Source organism: Shinella sp. AETb1-6 (assembly GCF_009826875.1).
Lineage (GTDB): Bacteria > Pseudomonadota > Alphaproteobacteria > Rhizobiales > Rhizobiaceae > Shinella > Shinella sumterensis.
Window position 1 is genome coordinate 333,702 of record NZ_WUMM01000004.1, and the last position, 14,673, is coordinate 348,374.

14 protein-coding genes are annotated in these 14,673 nt (G+C 66.0%); 5 read left to right on the forward strand and 9 right to left on the reverse strand.

Translation table 11 applies throughout. The annotated features are described in order from the left end of the window. Positions 1-57 precede the first annotated feature (57 nt). Together GR158_RS09365 and GR158_RS09370 are read left to right on the forward strand one after the other, a co-directional pair. On the forward strand, positions 58-501 hold the full coding sequence (locus tag GR158_RS09365; protein WP_134647660.1) for a cytochrome c: 444 nt from the start codon (positions 58-60) through the stop codon (positions 499-501). A gap of 121 nt (positions 502-622) precedes the next feature. After that, positions 623-1,531 (forward strand): cytochrome c, encoded by a 909-nt coding sequence (locus GR158_RS09370; protein WP_246665594.1) that lies wholly within the window; start codon positions 623-625, stop codon positions 1,529-1,531. Between the two features lie 46 nt (positions 1,532-1,577). Here the strand turns inward: GR158_RS09370 and GR158_RS09375 are convergent, their stop codons facing one another. The 7 genes from GR158_RS09375 to GR158_RS09405 form a co-directional block, all read right to left on the reverse strand. Then, on the reverse strand, positions 1,578-2,228 hold the full coding sequence (locus tag GR158_RS09375) for a pyridoxamine 5'-phosphate oxidase family protein (RefSeq protein ID WP_160870864.1): 651 nt from the start codon (positions 2,226-2,228) through the stop codon (positions 1,578-1,580). A gap of 143 nt (positions 2,229-2,371) precedes the next feature. After that, positions 2,372-2,581, reverse strand: a complete 210-nt coding sequence (locus tag GR158_RS09380; RefSeq protein ID WP_160870865.1) for a hypothetical protein — start codon at positions 2,579-2,581, stop codon at positions 2,372-2,374. A 19-nt stretch (positions 2,582-2,600) separates the two neighbouring features. Beyond that, positions 2,601-3,101, reverse strand: coding sequence for a GNAT family N-acetyltransferase (locus GR158_RS09385; RefSeq protein ID WP_160870866.1), 501 nt, complete (start codon positions 3,099-3,101; stop codon positions 2,601-2,603). Positions 3,102-3,318: 217 nt separating this feature from the next. Continuing rightward, entirely contained in the window at positions 3,319-3,783 is a 465-nt protein-coding gene (locus GR158_RS09390; protein ID WP_160870867.1) for a hypothetical protein, read from the reverse strand. 67 nt (positions 3,784-3,850) lie between these two features. Continuing rightward, positions 3,851-5,527: an ABC transporter ATP-binding protein gene (locus GR158_RS09395; RefSeq protein ID WP_160870868.1), complete on the reverse strand. Its 1,677-nt coding sequence runs from the start codon at positions 5,525-5,527 to the stop codon at positions 3,851-3,853. A 117-nt stretch (positions 5,528-5,644) separates the two neighbouring features. Next, complete coding sequence (locus GR158_RS09400; protein ID WP_160870869.1) at positions 5,645-7,978, reverse strand: glucose/quinate/shikimate family membrane-bound PQQ-dependent dehydrogenase; 2,334 nt, start codon at positions 7,976-7,978, stop codon at positions 5,645-5,647. Between the two features lie 171 nt (positions 7,979-8,149). Further along, a complete protein-coding gene (locus GR158_RS09405) occupies positions 8,150-9,658 on the reverse strand; it encodes a YdiU family protein (protein ID WP_160870870.1) in 1,509 nt (502 codons plus the stop codon). A 159-nt stretch (positions 9,659-9,817) separates the two neighbouring features. Here GR158_RS09405 and GR158_RS25095 point away from each other — a divergent pair, with 159 nt between their 5' ends. Further along, positions 9,818-10,087, forward strand: coding sequence for a hypothetical protein (locus GR158_RS25095; RefSeq protein WP_202402217.1), 270 nt, complete (start codon positions 9,818-9,820; stop codon positions 10,085-10,087). Here GR158_RS25095 and betI read toward each other — a convergent pair. Beyond that, entirely contained in the window at positions 10,069-10,683 is a 615-nt protein-coding gene (betI, locus tag GR158_RS09410) for a transcriptional regulator BetI (protein WP_160870871.1), read from the reverse strand. The genes GR158_RS25095 and betI overlap by 19 nt on opposite strands. A 113-nt stretch (positions 10,684-10,796) precedes the next feature. Here betI and choX point away from each other — a divergent pair, with 113 nt between their 5' ends. Both choX and GR158_RS09420 read left to right on the forward strand, forming a co-directional pair. Beyond that, positions 10,797-11,726: a choline ABC transporter substrate-binding protein gene (gene choX / locus GR158_RS09415; RefSeq protein ID WP_160870872.1), complete on the forward strand. Its 930-nt coding sequence runs from the start codon at positions 10,797-10,799 to the stop codon at positions 11,724-11,726. Beyond that, positions 11,723-12,541: an alpha/beta fold hydrolase gene (locus GR158_RS09420; RefSeq protein WP_160870873.1), complete on the forward strand. Its 819-nt coding sequence runs from the start codon at positions 11,723-11,725 to the stop codon at positions 12,539-12,541. Before choX ends, GR158_RS09420 begins: the two co-directional genes overlap by 4 nt. 3 nt (positions 12,542-12,544) lie before the next feature. Here GR158_RS09420 and GR158_RS09425 read toward each other — a convergent pair whose 3' ends face one another. Next, positions 12,545-14,638, reverse strand: a complete 2,094-nt coding sequence (locus GR158_RS09425; protein ID WP_160870874.1) for a S9 family peptidase — start codon at positions 14,636-14,638, stop codon at positions 12,545-12,547. Between the last annotated feature and the right edge of the window lie 35 nt (positions 14,639-14,673).

The following is a 14,673-nucleotide window of genomic DNA, read 5'->3' on the forward strand; positions in this document are numbered from 1 at the left end:
CGCTAGCGTAAACCGGCGGCGTGGAATCAACCCGCCGCCAAGGATCGGGAGAACGCGATGAAGTTGAGGATTTTGGCGACAGCGGCCGCGCTCGCAATCATCGGCGCGAGCGCCGTGGTGGCGGCGGACGAGCCGCAGGTCGTGCGCGCGCAGATGATGAAGAAGGTCGGCGGTGCCATGGGCGCGCTGTCGGGCATCGCCAAGGGCGAGAAGCCCTATGACGCCGATGTCGTGAAGACATCGCTCACCACGATGAGCGAAGTCGCCAAGGCGTTCCCGGAGCAGTTCCCGGCGGGCTCCGAAACGGGCCACGACACGGAAGCGAGCCCGAAGATCTGGGAACAGACGGACGACTTCAAGGCGAAGGCCGCCAAGTTCGGATCGGATGTCGATGCAGTGCTGGCGAACCTGCCCGCGGACCAGGCGGGCGTCGGTGCGGCGCTGGGCACGATCGGCCCCAATTGCGGTGGCTGTCATGAGGTCTACCGCGTCAAGAAGTAGGCGGTAGACCCGACAATCCCCTGGAAGACACGACACTGTCCCGGCGCCGGCCGCCGGGGCGGTGTGTCATGGTGTGGGGTCGCGGGGCGACATGTCCGCAACCGGCGAGAGGAAACGGCGCATGGGTTTCAAGAAAATCATCGGCGGCATCGTCGTGCTGGGCGCGATCGGCGCGGGCGCTTTCCTGTTCATCACCGCCCCGCAGCGCCTGCCGGCCGAAACCTGGGCCGCTGCCGGCGCGCCGGACCTTGCCAATGGCGAGCGCATCTTCCATGCCGGCGGCTGCGTGAGCTGTCATGCGGCGCCGGGCGCGGCCGACGACCAGAAGCTGGTTCTCGCTGGCGGCATGGCGCTGAAGAGCCCCTTCGGCACCTTCCACGCGCCCAATATCTCACCCGACGAGACGGCCGGCATCGGCGCCTGGACGCTCGCCGAATTCGGCGACGCCATGAAGCGCGGCACGGGCCGCAACGGCGAGCATCTCTATCCGTCCTTTCCCTATGCCTCCTATTCGCGCATGACGGTGAAGGATATCAACGATCTCTACGCCTACCTGAAGACGCTGCCCAAGAGCGGCAATGTCGCTCCCGGCCATGAGCTGCCGTTCCCGTTCAATATCCGGCTCGCGCTCGGCGGCTGGAAGTTCCTCTATCTCAACGAGGCGCCGCGCGTGGACCTCGCCAATGCCGACGAAACGGTGAAACACGGGCAATATCTCGTGGAAGGCCCCGGCCATTGCGGCGAATGTCATACGCCGCGCGATGTGCTGGGCGGCCTGAAGACCGACCAGTGGCTCGCCGGCGGACCGAATCCGGAAGGCGAGGGGCGCATCCCCGACATCACCCCGGCCGAGGGCGGCTTCGGCAGCTGGAGCGCCGGCGATATCGCCAACTACCTCGAAACCGGCTTCACGCCCGATTTCGACAGCGTCGGCGGCTCGATGGTCTCGGTGCAGAAGAACATGGCGCAGCTGCCCAAGGAAGACCGCGACGCCATCGCGGCCTATCTCAAGGCGATCCCGGCGCGATAGGGGATGTCGTCGAACCGGGCCGCCGCCGGCAAAAGCGGCGGCCGGCCTAGTACATGCTCTGCCGGTAGTCCTCCTCCAGGCCCTCATCCATCTTCCGCATCTCGTCCTTGTCGTCGGGCGCGCCTGTCGTGTCGTCCAGGATCATCTTGATGAGCGAGGGCATCGCGGCGCGGTCCTGGAAATGCTCCGCGCTCCACAGGCGGGAACGACGGAAAGCCTTGGCGCAGTGCAGGAAGACCTCGCTGACGCTGACGACGATGGCAAGCTTCGGCGCCCGGCCCGCCACGGCCATGCTTTCAAGGAGGGCGGGATCGCGCGTGAGGGTCGCCTGTCCGTTGACGCGCAATGTGTCCTCGAAACCGGGAATGATGAACAGCAATCCGACGGTCGGATTGGCGATTATGTTGCTCAGCGTATCCAGCCGGTTGTTGCCGGGCCGATCCGGGATCGCCAGGGTGCGCTCATCCAGGATCGTCACGAAGCCCGGCGGGTCGCCGCGCGGGCTGACATCGGCTCTTCCATCCGCGCCTTGCGAGCCGATGCACAGGAACGGCGAGCGCCGGATGAAGTCCTGTGCATGTTTCCCCAATGAATTCCGGCACTTCTGCATGGCAAGATCGTGCGTCGGCGCAAACAGGCTCCGCAATGAGTGTTCGTCCGCGATGATGAAATCCGGATTGAGCTGCACCTCCGTCATGATCCGCCTCCCAGGCTGTTTTCGGTATGATTTTCCCTCAGAACACACACCGCATAGTCAACGCCCGTCTCCCCGGCGTTAAAATGATGTACGTACATCAAGACGATTACATCAATATCCTGAAGGGATCAATGCGGTTTGTCTTATCTGGAAGGCCGGGTTGAGGCAGGATGGTTGCCGGTATGATCGTTGAGCAGACCGACACGGCGGAGCGCGCGCGTCGCGCTGCGGATGCCGGCCAACGGCTTGCCGGCCGCTACGACGCGCCAGGCCGGAGCCGACAGGTCGGGTGCGTCGTTGTTCTCCCGGATCGTGCCGCCGGACGTCAGCACGGTGGCCCGTCGTCTGGCCATCGTCGGCTCCGGTCGGGCATCAGCCGAGCGCCTGCACATAGCGCATGCCGGTGACCGGGCCGGCGCGGAAGTTCATCTGCTCGTAGAAGCGGTGGGCGCCGAAGTTGCCGGTCGCCGCGCTGACGGAGAGGTAGCCGCAGCCGGCGACGCGGGCATGGTCGCGGGCGCGTGACACGAGGTGGCGGCCGATGCCCTGTCCGCGGTGGTCCCGGCGCACGAAGATCTGGTGCAGTTCCATGCCGCGCACGCCGTCGCCGGCGCGGTACATCGGCACGAGCAGGGCGTAGCCGATCAGGCGTCCGCCGGCTTCGGCGACGAGCGCGGTGATCCAGGGGTGCACGCCGAAGAGGTCGCGGTCGAGATCGGCGGCGGAAATCTTCGCCGTGTCGCCATGGCATTCGGCATGCAGCGCGATCATGTCGAGGATCTGTTGCAGATCGCCCTGCCGGGCGGCGCGGATGTTCAGCATCGCCGGGCGTTCGGCGGCATGCGGTTCGAGCTTGATGACGGTGTTTTGCATTTCGGGCTCCTCGGGTTTCGTGCCATCAGGAGCGTTAAAACAACAAAGCCGCCTGATGGCGGCTTGTTGACATGATCAGACAGCCGCTCCTTATCGGAACAGCCAAAAATACGTCGCGGCGATGTGCGTGCTCTTGATCATGGACGCGATATTCTCGAATTCACGCCGTTTGTCAATTGCCTTTCTCACCGCGACGTAGGATCGAAGCGGAGGCTGGTCAGGCCTCCGCTTCCTGCGGGCCGGCGGCGGCTTGCCCGTCCGTTTCGCCGGCCTGTGCCGTTTCGTCGACGCCGAGGCGTTCCTTGATGGCCTGGCGGATCTGCTCGTTGATTGCCGATCGCTCTTCCGGCGGCAGCTGGGCGAGGCTGTCCTCGGTGAGGCCCATCTCCTCGAGCAGTTCCTTGCGCAGGCGCTCGATCGCCGTCATCTTCGAAAGATCGAGGAATTCCGCCAGCACTTTCTGGCTTTCCTCGTGCATCTTGTCCAGCTTGGACGCGTTCAGCCAAAGGGCGTTGGCAAGGCCGGATGGCATGGAGGAGGCGGACGTTTCGACGGTCGGGATGTTGCGTGCGCCATTGCCGTCGCCGCCGCTGAGGCCGGCCGGAATGCCGGCGTCGCCGGAGGGCGCGCGCTGCTGGCGGGCGAGTGCATAGGCGGAAAGCGAATTGCCGTCGATCTTCATGGAAAGGGCTCCCTGAAAAATGTTCCGGGAGCATGGTTAGGCGGCGCAGCTTTTGCGAGGCTTTCGGTCAGGCGCTCGCGTCGCGATGGCCGCCGGTCAAGTGGACGACATGGTCGTCGGGCGCGATGACGCTCTTGCGATGGGTGACGGCGAGGATCGTCACCTCGCCGGCGAGGCTGCGCACATGGCGCATGATTTCCGCCTCCGTCGTCTCGTCCAGCGCCGAGCTCGCCTCGTCGAGGAAGAGGAACTGCGGATCGGCATAGAGCGCGCGGGCAATCGCGATGCGCTGGCGCTCCCCGCCCGAAAGCTTCATGCCGCGCTCGCCCACCACCGTCTCGAAGCCGTCGGGCAGGCCTTCGATGAAGGGCAGGATCGCCGCCTTCTCCACCGCGCGCCGCAGCTTCGTCTGGTCCAGCGGCCGCCCGAGCACGATGTTGGTGGCCAGCGTGTCGTTGAGCAGCGTCGGCTCCTGCGGCACGATGCCGATCGCCGCATACCAGTCGCGCTGCGAGACGCTGGCGAGATCACGCCCGTCGACGCTGATGCGTCCCGATGTCGGGGAGAGCGACTTCAGCGCCAGCCGCAGCAGCGTCGATTTGCCGGAGCCGGTCTCCCCGACGAGATAGGTGATCCGGCCGCGTTCGGCCGCAAAGCTCACGTCCGCCACGCCGCGGCCGTTGTCATGGGAAAACGAGACGGCTTCGAAGGCGAGGCGGCCGTCACCGGCGAAAAACCCGCCCGGCGTTGCGACATCCGTTTCTTCCGGTGCTGCCCAGATGCGGGCGAGCGGCAGGAGGGAGGCGCGCGCCCGCACGAGATCGTCGATCGCGTGGCCGATCATCTCGAAGGGCTGATTGAGCTGGAGCAGCAGCGTGTTGAACAGCACGAGATCGCCGACCGTGAGTTCCCCGGCCTGATAGCGCGGCAGAAGCAGCGCGAAGGTGATGAGGAACTGCGCGGCAAGGCCCGCGCCCATCAGCGAGGAATAGCCGATGCGCCGGCGGCAGAAGGTCGCCCAGTTGTCGCGCTCCTCGCGCGCCTTGCCGGAAAAGCGCGCCTGCATCCAGTCCTGGCTGCCGAAATGGCGCAGCGTCTCCATCGCCGTCATGGCGTTGCCGATGAACTTGGCGTTCTCCTGGCCGGCGGCGATGGCCGCGTCGAGATAGCTGCGCGTGCGGTGGTTGGCGATGGCGGTCAGGGTGATGAACACGACGCCATAGGCGATGACGACGAGCACGACCTCCATGTTGATCGCCGCGCCGAGCATGGCGAGCGAAAGCAGGATCTGGGTCGTGCCGGGAACGAAGACGATGAGGGCGAGCTGCACCAGCGTCATCATCGCGCTTTCGCCACGCCGGCCTGCACTTTCGATCTCGGCCGGATTGTGCTCGGCGAAGAAGAGCGCGCGTTTGCGAAGCAGCCGTTCGAACAGGCTGGTGCTGGCGATGAAGCTCAGGTTCTGCGCGCTCATGAAGGAGAGGTACTGCACCATGTTCTGGAGCGCGGCGCTCGCACCGATGAGCAGCGCGTAGAGGGCGAAGCCGACGGCCAGCATGGCGGCCATGCGGTCGGCCGTCATGGTGTCGATGAGGCGTGAGAACAAATAGGGCGCGGCGACGGCGGATACCGCCGACAGGAAGACGATGACGCAGACGAGCGCGAGAAGCCCGCGCGAGGCGCGCCAGTAGTTCGCAAGGATGATCCTCACCGGCGCGGCGATCAGCCGCCAGTCGTCGTTCATGGCGAATCTCCCGAGGATTGGGACCGCATAATGAAAAGGCCGGCGCGGGGAAGCAACCCTGCGCCGGCCTTCCATGATTGCGACAGGCGGCTGCGGAGGCCGCCCCGTCGTCCCGCCTTACGGCAGCGTATAGGCGATGACGTAGTCGCCCGGCTTGGTGCCGACGGAGCCGTGGCCACCCGCGACGATCAGCACATATTGCTTCTCGCCGACCGTGTAGGTCATCGGCGTCGCCTGCCCGCCGGCGGGAAGGCGGCCTTCCCACAGCTGGCGGCCCGTCGTCACGTCATAGGCGCGGATATAGTCGTCCACCGCCGCGCCCAGGAAGGCGACGCCGCCCTTGGTGATGATAGGCCCGCCGATGCCGGGCACGCCGACCTTGAAGGGCAGCGGCAGCGGCGTCATGTCGTAGACCGTGCCGTTCTTGTGCTTGTAGGCGATCTTGCCGCTTGCGAGGTCGGCGCCCGCGACATAGCCCCATGGCGGCGCCTGGCAGGGAATGCCGAGCGGGCCGAGGAAGGGACCCATGAACACGCCATAGGGCGCGCCCTCGTTGCGGTTGAGGCCCTGTTCGGAACCCTTTTCGTCCTGCCCCTTCGGCGGGATCTGGTCACGCGGCACGAGGCGCGAGGTGAAGGCGAGGTAGGTCGGCATGCCGAACATCACCTGCCGTTCCGGGTCCACCGCGACCGAACCCCAGTTGAACGTGCCGAAATTGCCGGGATAGACGAGCGTGCCCTGCAGGGACGGCGGCGTGTAGCGGCCTTCATATTTGAGCGACAGGAAGTCGATGCGGCACTTCAGCTGGTCGAACATGCTGATGCCCCACATGTTCTTCTCCGTCAGCGGCGGCGGCGAGAAGGTGAGGTCGGAGATCGGCTGCGTCGGGGCGGTGAAATCCTCCGGGATCGCACCTGTTGGTGCCGGGATTTCCTTGATGCCGATGATCGGGTCGCCGTTGCGGCGGTCCAGCACGTAGATGTCGCCCTGCTTGGTGGGGCCGACAAGCGCCGGAATGGTCGCGCCGTCCTTGGTGATGTCGATCAGCGCGGGCTGCGCCGGCACGTCCATGTCCCAGAGGTCGTGATGCACGGTCTGGCGCACCCAGCGCACGGCACCCGTCTTGATGTCGAGTGCGACGATGGAGGACGAGTATTTCTCGACATGCTCGCTGCGGCCCATGCCGAGCTGGTCGGGCACGCGGTTGCCGAGCGGGATATAGACGAGGCCGAGCGCATCGTCATAGCTGAAGACGGACCAGGAGTTCGGCGAGTTGACCGTATAGACCTGACCCTCCGGCAGCGGCGTGGTGACATCCGGATTGCCCGAATCCCAGTTCCAGATCAGCGCGCCGGTCTTCACGTCGAAGGCGCGGATGACGCCCGATTGCGAATGGATGGAGTAATTGTCGTTGACCGCACCGCCGATGATGATCTTCTCGTCGGTGATGACGGGCGGCGATGTGGAGTAGTAGTAGCCGGCCGGATTGTACGGCATGCCCTGTTCCAGGCGCAGCACGCCGTTCTGGGCAAAGCTGGTGCAGACGTCGCCGGTCTCAGCGTCGAGCGCGATCAGCCGGGCGTCCGAGGTCGGCAGGTAGACGCGCGTGGCGCAGGTCGTGCCCGCCGTCGCGGCCGGATCGGCATAATAGGTCACGCCGCGGCAGGTCTGGTGCTGGCGGTCCGGGTTCATGCCGGAGTTGGAATCGTATTTCCACTTTTCCTTGCCGGTCGCCGCGTCGACCGCGATGGCCCAGTTGTGCGGCGTGCACATGTAGAGCGTGTCGCCGATCTTGAGCGGCGTCACCTGATAGGTCGTCTCGCCGACATCGTCGGGCAGCTTCACGTCGCCCGTCTGGTACTGCCAGGCCACCTTCAGCGTGTTGACGTTTTCCGTGTTGATCTGGTCGAGCGGCGAGTAGCGCTGGCCAAACGGCGTGCGGCCATATTGATGCCATTCGCCGGCCGGCACGTTGCCGCCGAGCGCCGGCGTGGCGTTGACCACGTTCGTCGGCAGTTCGCCCGCAAGATCGTGCGGGTCCTGCGTCATGGAATAGCCGGCCACCGCGATGGCCACGATGGACGCCACGGCCAGCGGCAGGGCGGATGCCGGGTAGCGAATGCCGGTGGGGCTTGCGATGCCGAGCGGCCGGCGGATGGCCGGCAGCATCAGCCACAGGCCGAGAAGCACGATGATGCCGCCACGCGGACCGAGCTGCCACCAGTCGAAGCCGACCTCCCACACCGCCCAGCCGAGCGAGCCGAGAATGACGAGGGCATAGAGCCACAGCGCAGCGCTCGAACGGCGCAGGAGGAGATAGGCGGTGACGAGGAAGGCGAGGCCGGTGATGAGGTAATAGGGGCTGCCGCCGAGCGACAGCAGCCACCCGCCTCCGCCCGTCAGCACCACTCCGATGATGGCAAAGAGGACGGCAGTCAACGTGAGCAACATGGGAAACTCCATTTGTGATGGCGGCCGGAAGAGGGCCGACATGACGTCCGGCTCCGCAGAGCGGACGCTTCAGGAATTAGGGCGAAAAGGTGGCTCTTCAATGCCCCGGGTCATACGTTATTGCACGGCTGCGCTACCATGACTGCATGTCGGCTGCGGCGCAAGGGCGTCTTAGGTGCCGCAGAACGTCGCCGCGATCTCCTCGCCCGGTTCGGGCGGCAGGGCATAGGCGGTAAAGCGCGGCTGGTCCTCGTAGGGCCGGGCGAGCACGTCGTTCAGCGCCGCAAAGAGTGAGAAATCGCCGTCGTCTATGGCCGCGTTGAGCGCTTCCTCGACCTTGTGGTTGCGCGGGATGAAGGCCGGGTTGACGCGCCGCATCGCCTCGGCGCGCGCCGCAGGCGCGGTCGCCTCCTGCGCCAGCCGTGCCCGCCAGGCGGAAAGCCATGGGGTAAGCGCCGCCGGGTCCTCCAGAAGCGCGCCGAGGGCGGGATCGGCGGCATCGTCCTGTGCGCAGTCGGCAAGCCGGCGAAACGCCAGCGTATAGTCCGCCTTCTGCTCGTAGAGCGTGACGAGAAGCTCGCGGATCAGCTCCTGGTCCTCTTCGCGCGCGTCGTCGCCAAGGCCGATCTTGGCGCGGATGGTGCGTGTCCAGTGCGCCTGGAACCGTTCCATGAACCGGCTGACGGCCGCGTTGGCGGCTTCCGCGGCCTTGTCCTGGTCGTCATCCAGGATCGCCAGCATGGCCTCGGCGAGCCGCGCGATGTTCCACTGGCCGATGCCGGGCTGGTTGCCGAAGGCATAGCGGCCGTTGCGGTCGATGGAGGAATAGACGGTGCGCGGGTCGTAACGGTCCATGAAGGCGCAGGGCCCGAAGTCGATCGTCTCGCCCGAGATCGTCATGTTGTCGGTGTTCATCACGCCGTGGATGAAGCCGACGCCAAGCCATTTCGCAATCAGCGACGCCTGCCGGTCGGCGACCGCGTCGAGCAGCGCGAGATAGGGCTTTTCCGCGCCCTTGAGCTCGGGATAGTGCCTGTCGATGACATGGTCGGCGAGCACGCGCACATTCTCCGTGTCGCCGCGCGCGGCGAAGAACTGGAAGGTGCCGACGCGGATATGGCTGCCGGCGACGCGCGTGAAGACGGCGCCGGGCAGGACGCGGTCGCGATAGACCGGCTGGCCGGTCGCGACGGCGGCGAGCGCCCGCGTCGTCGGGACGCCGAGCGCGTGCATGGCCTCGCTGATGATGTATTCGCGCAGGACCGGGCCGAGCGCCGCCCGCCCGTCGCCGCGCCGCGAATAGGGCGTCGGCCCGGCACCCTTCAGCTGGATGTCGCGCCGCTTGCCGTTGCGGTCGATCACCTCGCCGAGCAGGATGGCGCGCCCGTCGCCGAGCTGCGGCACGAACTGGCCGAACTGGTGCCCGGCATAGGCCATGGCGAGCGGCAGCGAGCCGGGCAGGGCAACGTTGCCGGAGAAGTATCCCGCGCCATGCCGCTCCAGCCTGTCGGCATCGAGCCCGAGTTCCTCGGCGAGCGGCCGGTTGAAGGCAATCAGCATCGGCGCTTCCACCGGCGTGGGGTCGACCGGCGTGAAGAACGCATCCGGCAGGCGCGCATAGCTGTTGTCGAAAGGGATGGCGCCGGTCGCGCCCGCCTGTGCCGTCGTTGCCGTGCTCATGATCCATCCATCCTTTGCCGCTTTCCTTTCAGATAGGGTGTCCGGGCAGCAAACGAAAGGCTTGGGGGGCGTATGCCTCATGCGCGGCGGCTCCGGATGGCCTCGGGCCGCCTTTCCTTTCCCGGCCCACGTCCTATCCTCGTCGGAAAGGAGTGTTGCATGAAGAACCTGACCTGCCTGTTGCCCGGCCTGCCGGCCCTTCTCCTGCTGGCCGCCTGTAGCGCGCCATCGGCGCAGACGCCGGCCGGCGAGCGGCCCATGGACGAGGTGCCGCGCCAGACGCGGCTTGCAAACGGCGACCGGCAATATGCGTTCCGCAACGGCTGCGTGATCGTTCTGGAGGCGCGCCGGGCGGTGGTGAAGAGCGAGGGCGATGTCTGCGCGCTCCATCATCGCGATATCGCGCTGCTTTACGCCTCCGGCGACTGATCGCGTCCGGCCTCTTCCGCCAGCCTGCGGTCGATGAAGTCGTACATCAAGGTGAGCGCTTCCGCGCGCGGCACGCCGCCGGATTGCAGGCCGTGCCGCAGCCACAGGCCGTCGATCAGGCCGCTGATGAGGAGTGCGGTCCGGCGCGCCGCCTCGGCCGGCATGAGTAGCCGGAGCGCCGACATCAGGTTCGAATGCATGCGGGCATGGATGACCGCCTGGATGCGGGCGAGTTGCGGTTCGCGCGGCACCTCCGCGCAGAGCGCAAGCCAGGCATGGGCGATCCCGGGCTGGTAGAAACGCGGGTCGAAATTGCCGTCCACCACCGCCGCGATGCGCTCGCGCGGCGTCTTCGCCCGGCGCAACCGCTCGGCCACGGCGTCGCGCAGATTGGCATTCGCCTCGCGCATCGCCTGCTCGAAGAGCTCCTGCTTGTTGCGGAAATAGTGCAGCACGATGCCCTTGGAGGCGCCGGCATGGGCGGCGACCTTTTCCAGCGTCGCGCCGGCCATGCCCTCGCGCTGCAGCACCTCGAACGCGGCCTGCCGCAGTTCCCTGCGCCTGATATCGACCAGTTTCGTGAGCTTTCCCGCCATGTGATTCCCGCTTTTCGTGCGGGAAGATTGACATTTTTTCCGCGAAGTTCAAGAATTGTCCCGCTGGTCAATCTTTGATCCAGTCGGACAAAGTTCAAAAAAGGGGAACGCCGATGAAACGCGCCATTGCCTGCGCCGCCGCATGCCTCATGACGATCGGGGCCGCCCGGGCGGCCGAACAGGAGAGCTGCCGCAAGGTGCGCCTCGCCGAACCCGGCTGGAACGACCTCGCCTTCACGACCGGTGTCGCGCAGTCGCTGCTGCATGCGCTGGGCTACGAGACGCAGAGCGACCTGCTCGGCATCGACGTCATCTACCTGAGCCTCAAGAACAAGGATCTCGACGTCTTCCTCGGCTACTGGGATCCCGCGATGCGGACCTATTTCGCGCCTTACGAGAAGGACGGCTCCGTCGAGACCGTCAAGCAGAACCTGACGGGCGCGAAATACACCTTCGCCGTTCCCGCCTATGTCTGGGATGCCGGCGTGAAGGATTTCGCCGACCTCAAGACCCATGCCGACAAGTTCGAGAAGAAGATGTACGGCATCGAGCCGGGCTCCAACCAGCTGATGCTGGACGCCATCGCCGATCCGTCGCTGGGCATCGCAGACTGGGAGGTCGTGGAATCGAGCGAGCAGGGCATGCTGGCCGAACTCGCCCGCCACATCGACATGAAGGCATTCTTCGTTTTCCAGGGCTGGGCGCCGCATCCGATGAACACCGCCTACGACATCCGCTACCTCACCGGCGGCGACACGTTCTACGGCCCGGATTTCGGCGCGGCGACCGTCTCCACGCAGGTCCGCAAGGGCTATCTCGCGGAATGCCCCAATGTCGCGCAGCTTCTGAAGAACCTCACCTTCGACATCGACTTCGAAAACCGCGGCATGGGCTACCTGATGAATGACGGCATGGCGCCCGAGGATGCCGGCCGCAAGGCGATCGGCGAGGAGCCGAAACGGCTCGACGCCTGGCTTGCCGGCGTGACGACCGTCGACGGCGAGCCCGGTCTTGCCGCCGTCCGCAAGGCGCTCGGCCTGTGACGAAAGTGGTCGATCAAGCCGGCTGGAACGACCGCAAGCGCGTCCTGACGACCGATGGCCGGCGCCTCGCCTATATCGACAGCGGCGAGGGGGAAATGCCCCTGTTCCTGCTGCACGGTTACACCGACAGCAGCCGCAGCTGGTCGCTGATCGAGCCGTATCTCGCCGGGCACCGGCTGGTGATGCCGGACCTGCCGGGGCATGGCCTTTCGACGGCCATGCCGCTGGCGACGCTCGAAGCGTTCGCCGATGATATCGTCCGGCTGGCGGATGTGCTGGGCATCGAGCGCTTCGCGGTCATCGGCCATTCGATGGGGGCCATGACGGCCCTTGTGCTGGCAGCCCGGCACGGCGCACGCGTCACCGCGCTCGCCAGTCTTTGCGGCAGCCTTCAACCGGGTCTGCTCGCGGAAACGACGCTCGGTGCGGAAATCCGTGCGCTTGTCGATCCCATCGATTCGCAAAGCCCGTTCCTGCGCGAGTGGCACCGATGCGCGCAGCCGGTCGATGCGGATTTCATGGCATGGATCGCACGGGAGGCGGCGACCATGCCTGCCGCCGTCTGGCAGGCGCTCTACGCGATGATCGAAGCCACCGATTTGCGGCGAGCGGCAGAGCGGATCGATGCGCCGGTCCTGCTTCTGGCGGGGGATGAGGACGCACTGTTCGACGAACCACACCGGGCCGCGTTGCGGACGGCTTTTCCGCAGGCCGCGACGGAAATCCTCGCCGGCCACAGCCACAATCCCCATTGGGAATCGCCCGCCCTCGTGGCGGCCGCGCTTGCCGGTTTCCTGGCAGCGCAGCCGCTCTGAGGCCTACATCTTCCCCGCCACCTTGATGGCGAAGGCATATTCGAAGGCGATCTCCTCCAGCCGCTGGAAGCGGCCCGACGCGCCGCCATGGCCCGCACCCATATTGGTCTTGAGCAGGATCGGTTCCTTGCCGGTGGTCTTCTCGCGCAGCTTCGCCACCCACTTGGTCGGTTCCCAATAGGTGACGCGCGGGTCGGTCAGGCCGGACAGCGCGAGGATCGCGGGATAGGGCTTGGCCTCGACATTGTCATAGGGCGAGTAGCTCGCCATCAGCTGGTAGAAATCCTTGCTCTCGATCGGATTGCCCCATTCGGGCCATTCCGGCGGCGTGAGCGGCAGCGTGTCGTCCAGCATGGTGTTGAGCACGTCGACGAAGGGCACGGCGGCGATGATGCCGCCGAACTTCTCCGGTGCCATGTTGGCGATCGCACCCATCAGCATGCCGCCGGCCGATCCGCCCTCGGCGACGATGTTGACGTAGGACGTGAACTTCTCCTGATTCAGATAGTCCGCCGCCGCGATGAAGTCCTTGAAGGTGTTGGTCTTCTTGTCCATCTTGCCGTCTTCGTACCAGGCGAAGCCCTTGTCCTTGCCGCCGCGGATATGGGCGATGGCATAGACGAAGCCGCGGTCGACCAGCGACAGGCAATTGGTGTTGAAGGACGCCGGGATGGTGATGCCGTAGGCGCCGTAGCCGTAGAGCAGGCAGGGCGCGGAGCCGTCCAGCGGCGTATCCTTGCGGTAGAGCAGGGTGACGGGCACGCTCTCGCCGTCCCAGGCAGGCGCGAAGACGCGGCGGGTGACGTAATCGTCCGGGTTATGGCCGGACGGCACTTCCTGCGTCTTGAGCAGCGTGCGCTCGCGCGTCGCCATGTCGTAGTCGAAGAGCTGCGAAGGCGTCGTCATCGAGGAATAGGAGAAGCGGATGACGTCGGTATCGTATTCCGCCGCCCCCGACAGGCCGAGCGAATAGGCTTCCTCGGCGAAGGCGATGGCGTGTTCCTCGCCGCTCGCGCGGTCGCGCACCACGATGCGCGGCAGGCCTTCGTGACGCTCCAGCCACACGAGATGACGGGCGAACGCCATGTGGCTGAGGATCAGCGTGCCGGGCCGGTGCGGCACGACCTCGGTCCAGTTCTCGCGGCCCGGCGCCGTCACCGGCGTCTGCATGATCTTGAAGTCCTTGGCGCCGTCGGCATTGGTCAGGATGTAGAAGACGTCGCCGCCCTCCGTCATCGAATATTCCAGCCCCGTCTGGCGCGGGGCGACGACAACGGGCGTCGCCGTGAGGTCCTTGGTGGAGAGCAGGCGGTATTCGCTCGTCTCGTGGTCGTGGATATCGATGTAGATGAAGTCGTCGATCAGCGAGCCGCCGACGGACATGAAGAAGCCGGCATCCTTCTCCTCATAGACCAGCCGGTCGTTCTCCTGCTTGTCGCCGAGGATGTGGTGGAAGATCTTCGAGGGGCGGTGGTTCTCGTCGAGCGCGGTGTAGAAGAAGCTCTTCGCATCCGGCGCCCAGACACCGCCGCCGCCGGTGTTGGAAAGCGTGTCGGCACGGTCCTCGCCGGTCGCGAGGTCGCGCACCTTCAGCGTGAAATATTCCGATCCCTTGTCGTCGTAGCCCCAGATGCCGATGGAATGATCGGTGGAATGATCGATGCCGGCGAGGCGGAAATAGTCCTTGCCTTCAGCCTCCTTGTCGCCGTCGAGCAGGATGACGCGTTCGCCGCCGTCGCGCGGCTCGCGGAAGTAGCGCGGCTGCTCGCCGCCGGTGACATAGGCCGTGCCATAGGCATAGGGACCGTCCTTCACGGGCACGGAGCTGTCGTCCTCCTTGATGCGGCCGCGCATCTCGGCAAACAGCGTCTTCTGCAAGGCCTCCGTATCGGCCATCGCCGCCGTCATATAGGCGTTCTCGGCCTCCAGATGCGCGCGGATTTCCGGCTGGAGGATCGAGGGATCCTTGAACATCGCCTGCCAGTTGTCGTCGCGGAACCAGGCATAGTCGTCGGTGCGGGTGATGCCGTGGCGCGTATCCTCCTGCGGCTTCTTGGCAGCGATCGGGGCGGCGGGCAGGTTCTTGAAGACGGACACGATTTCACTCCGGTGGATCGACAGGCGGGACCAGA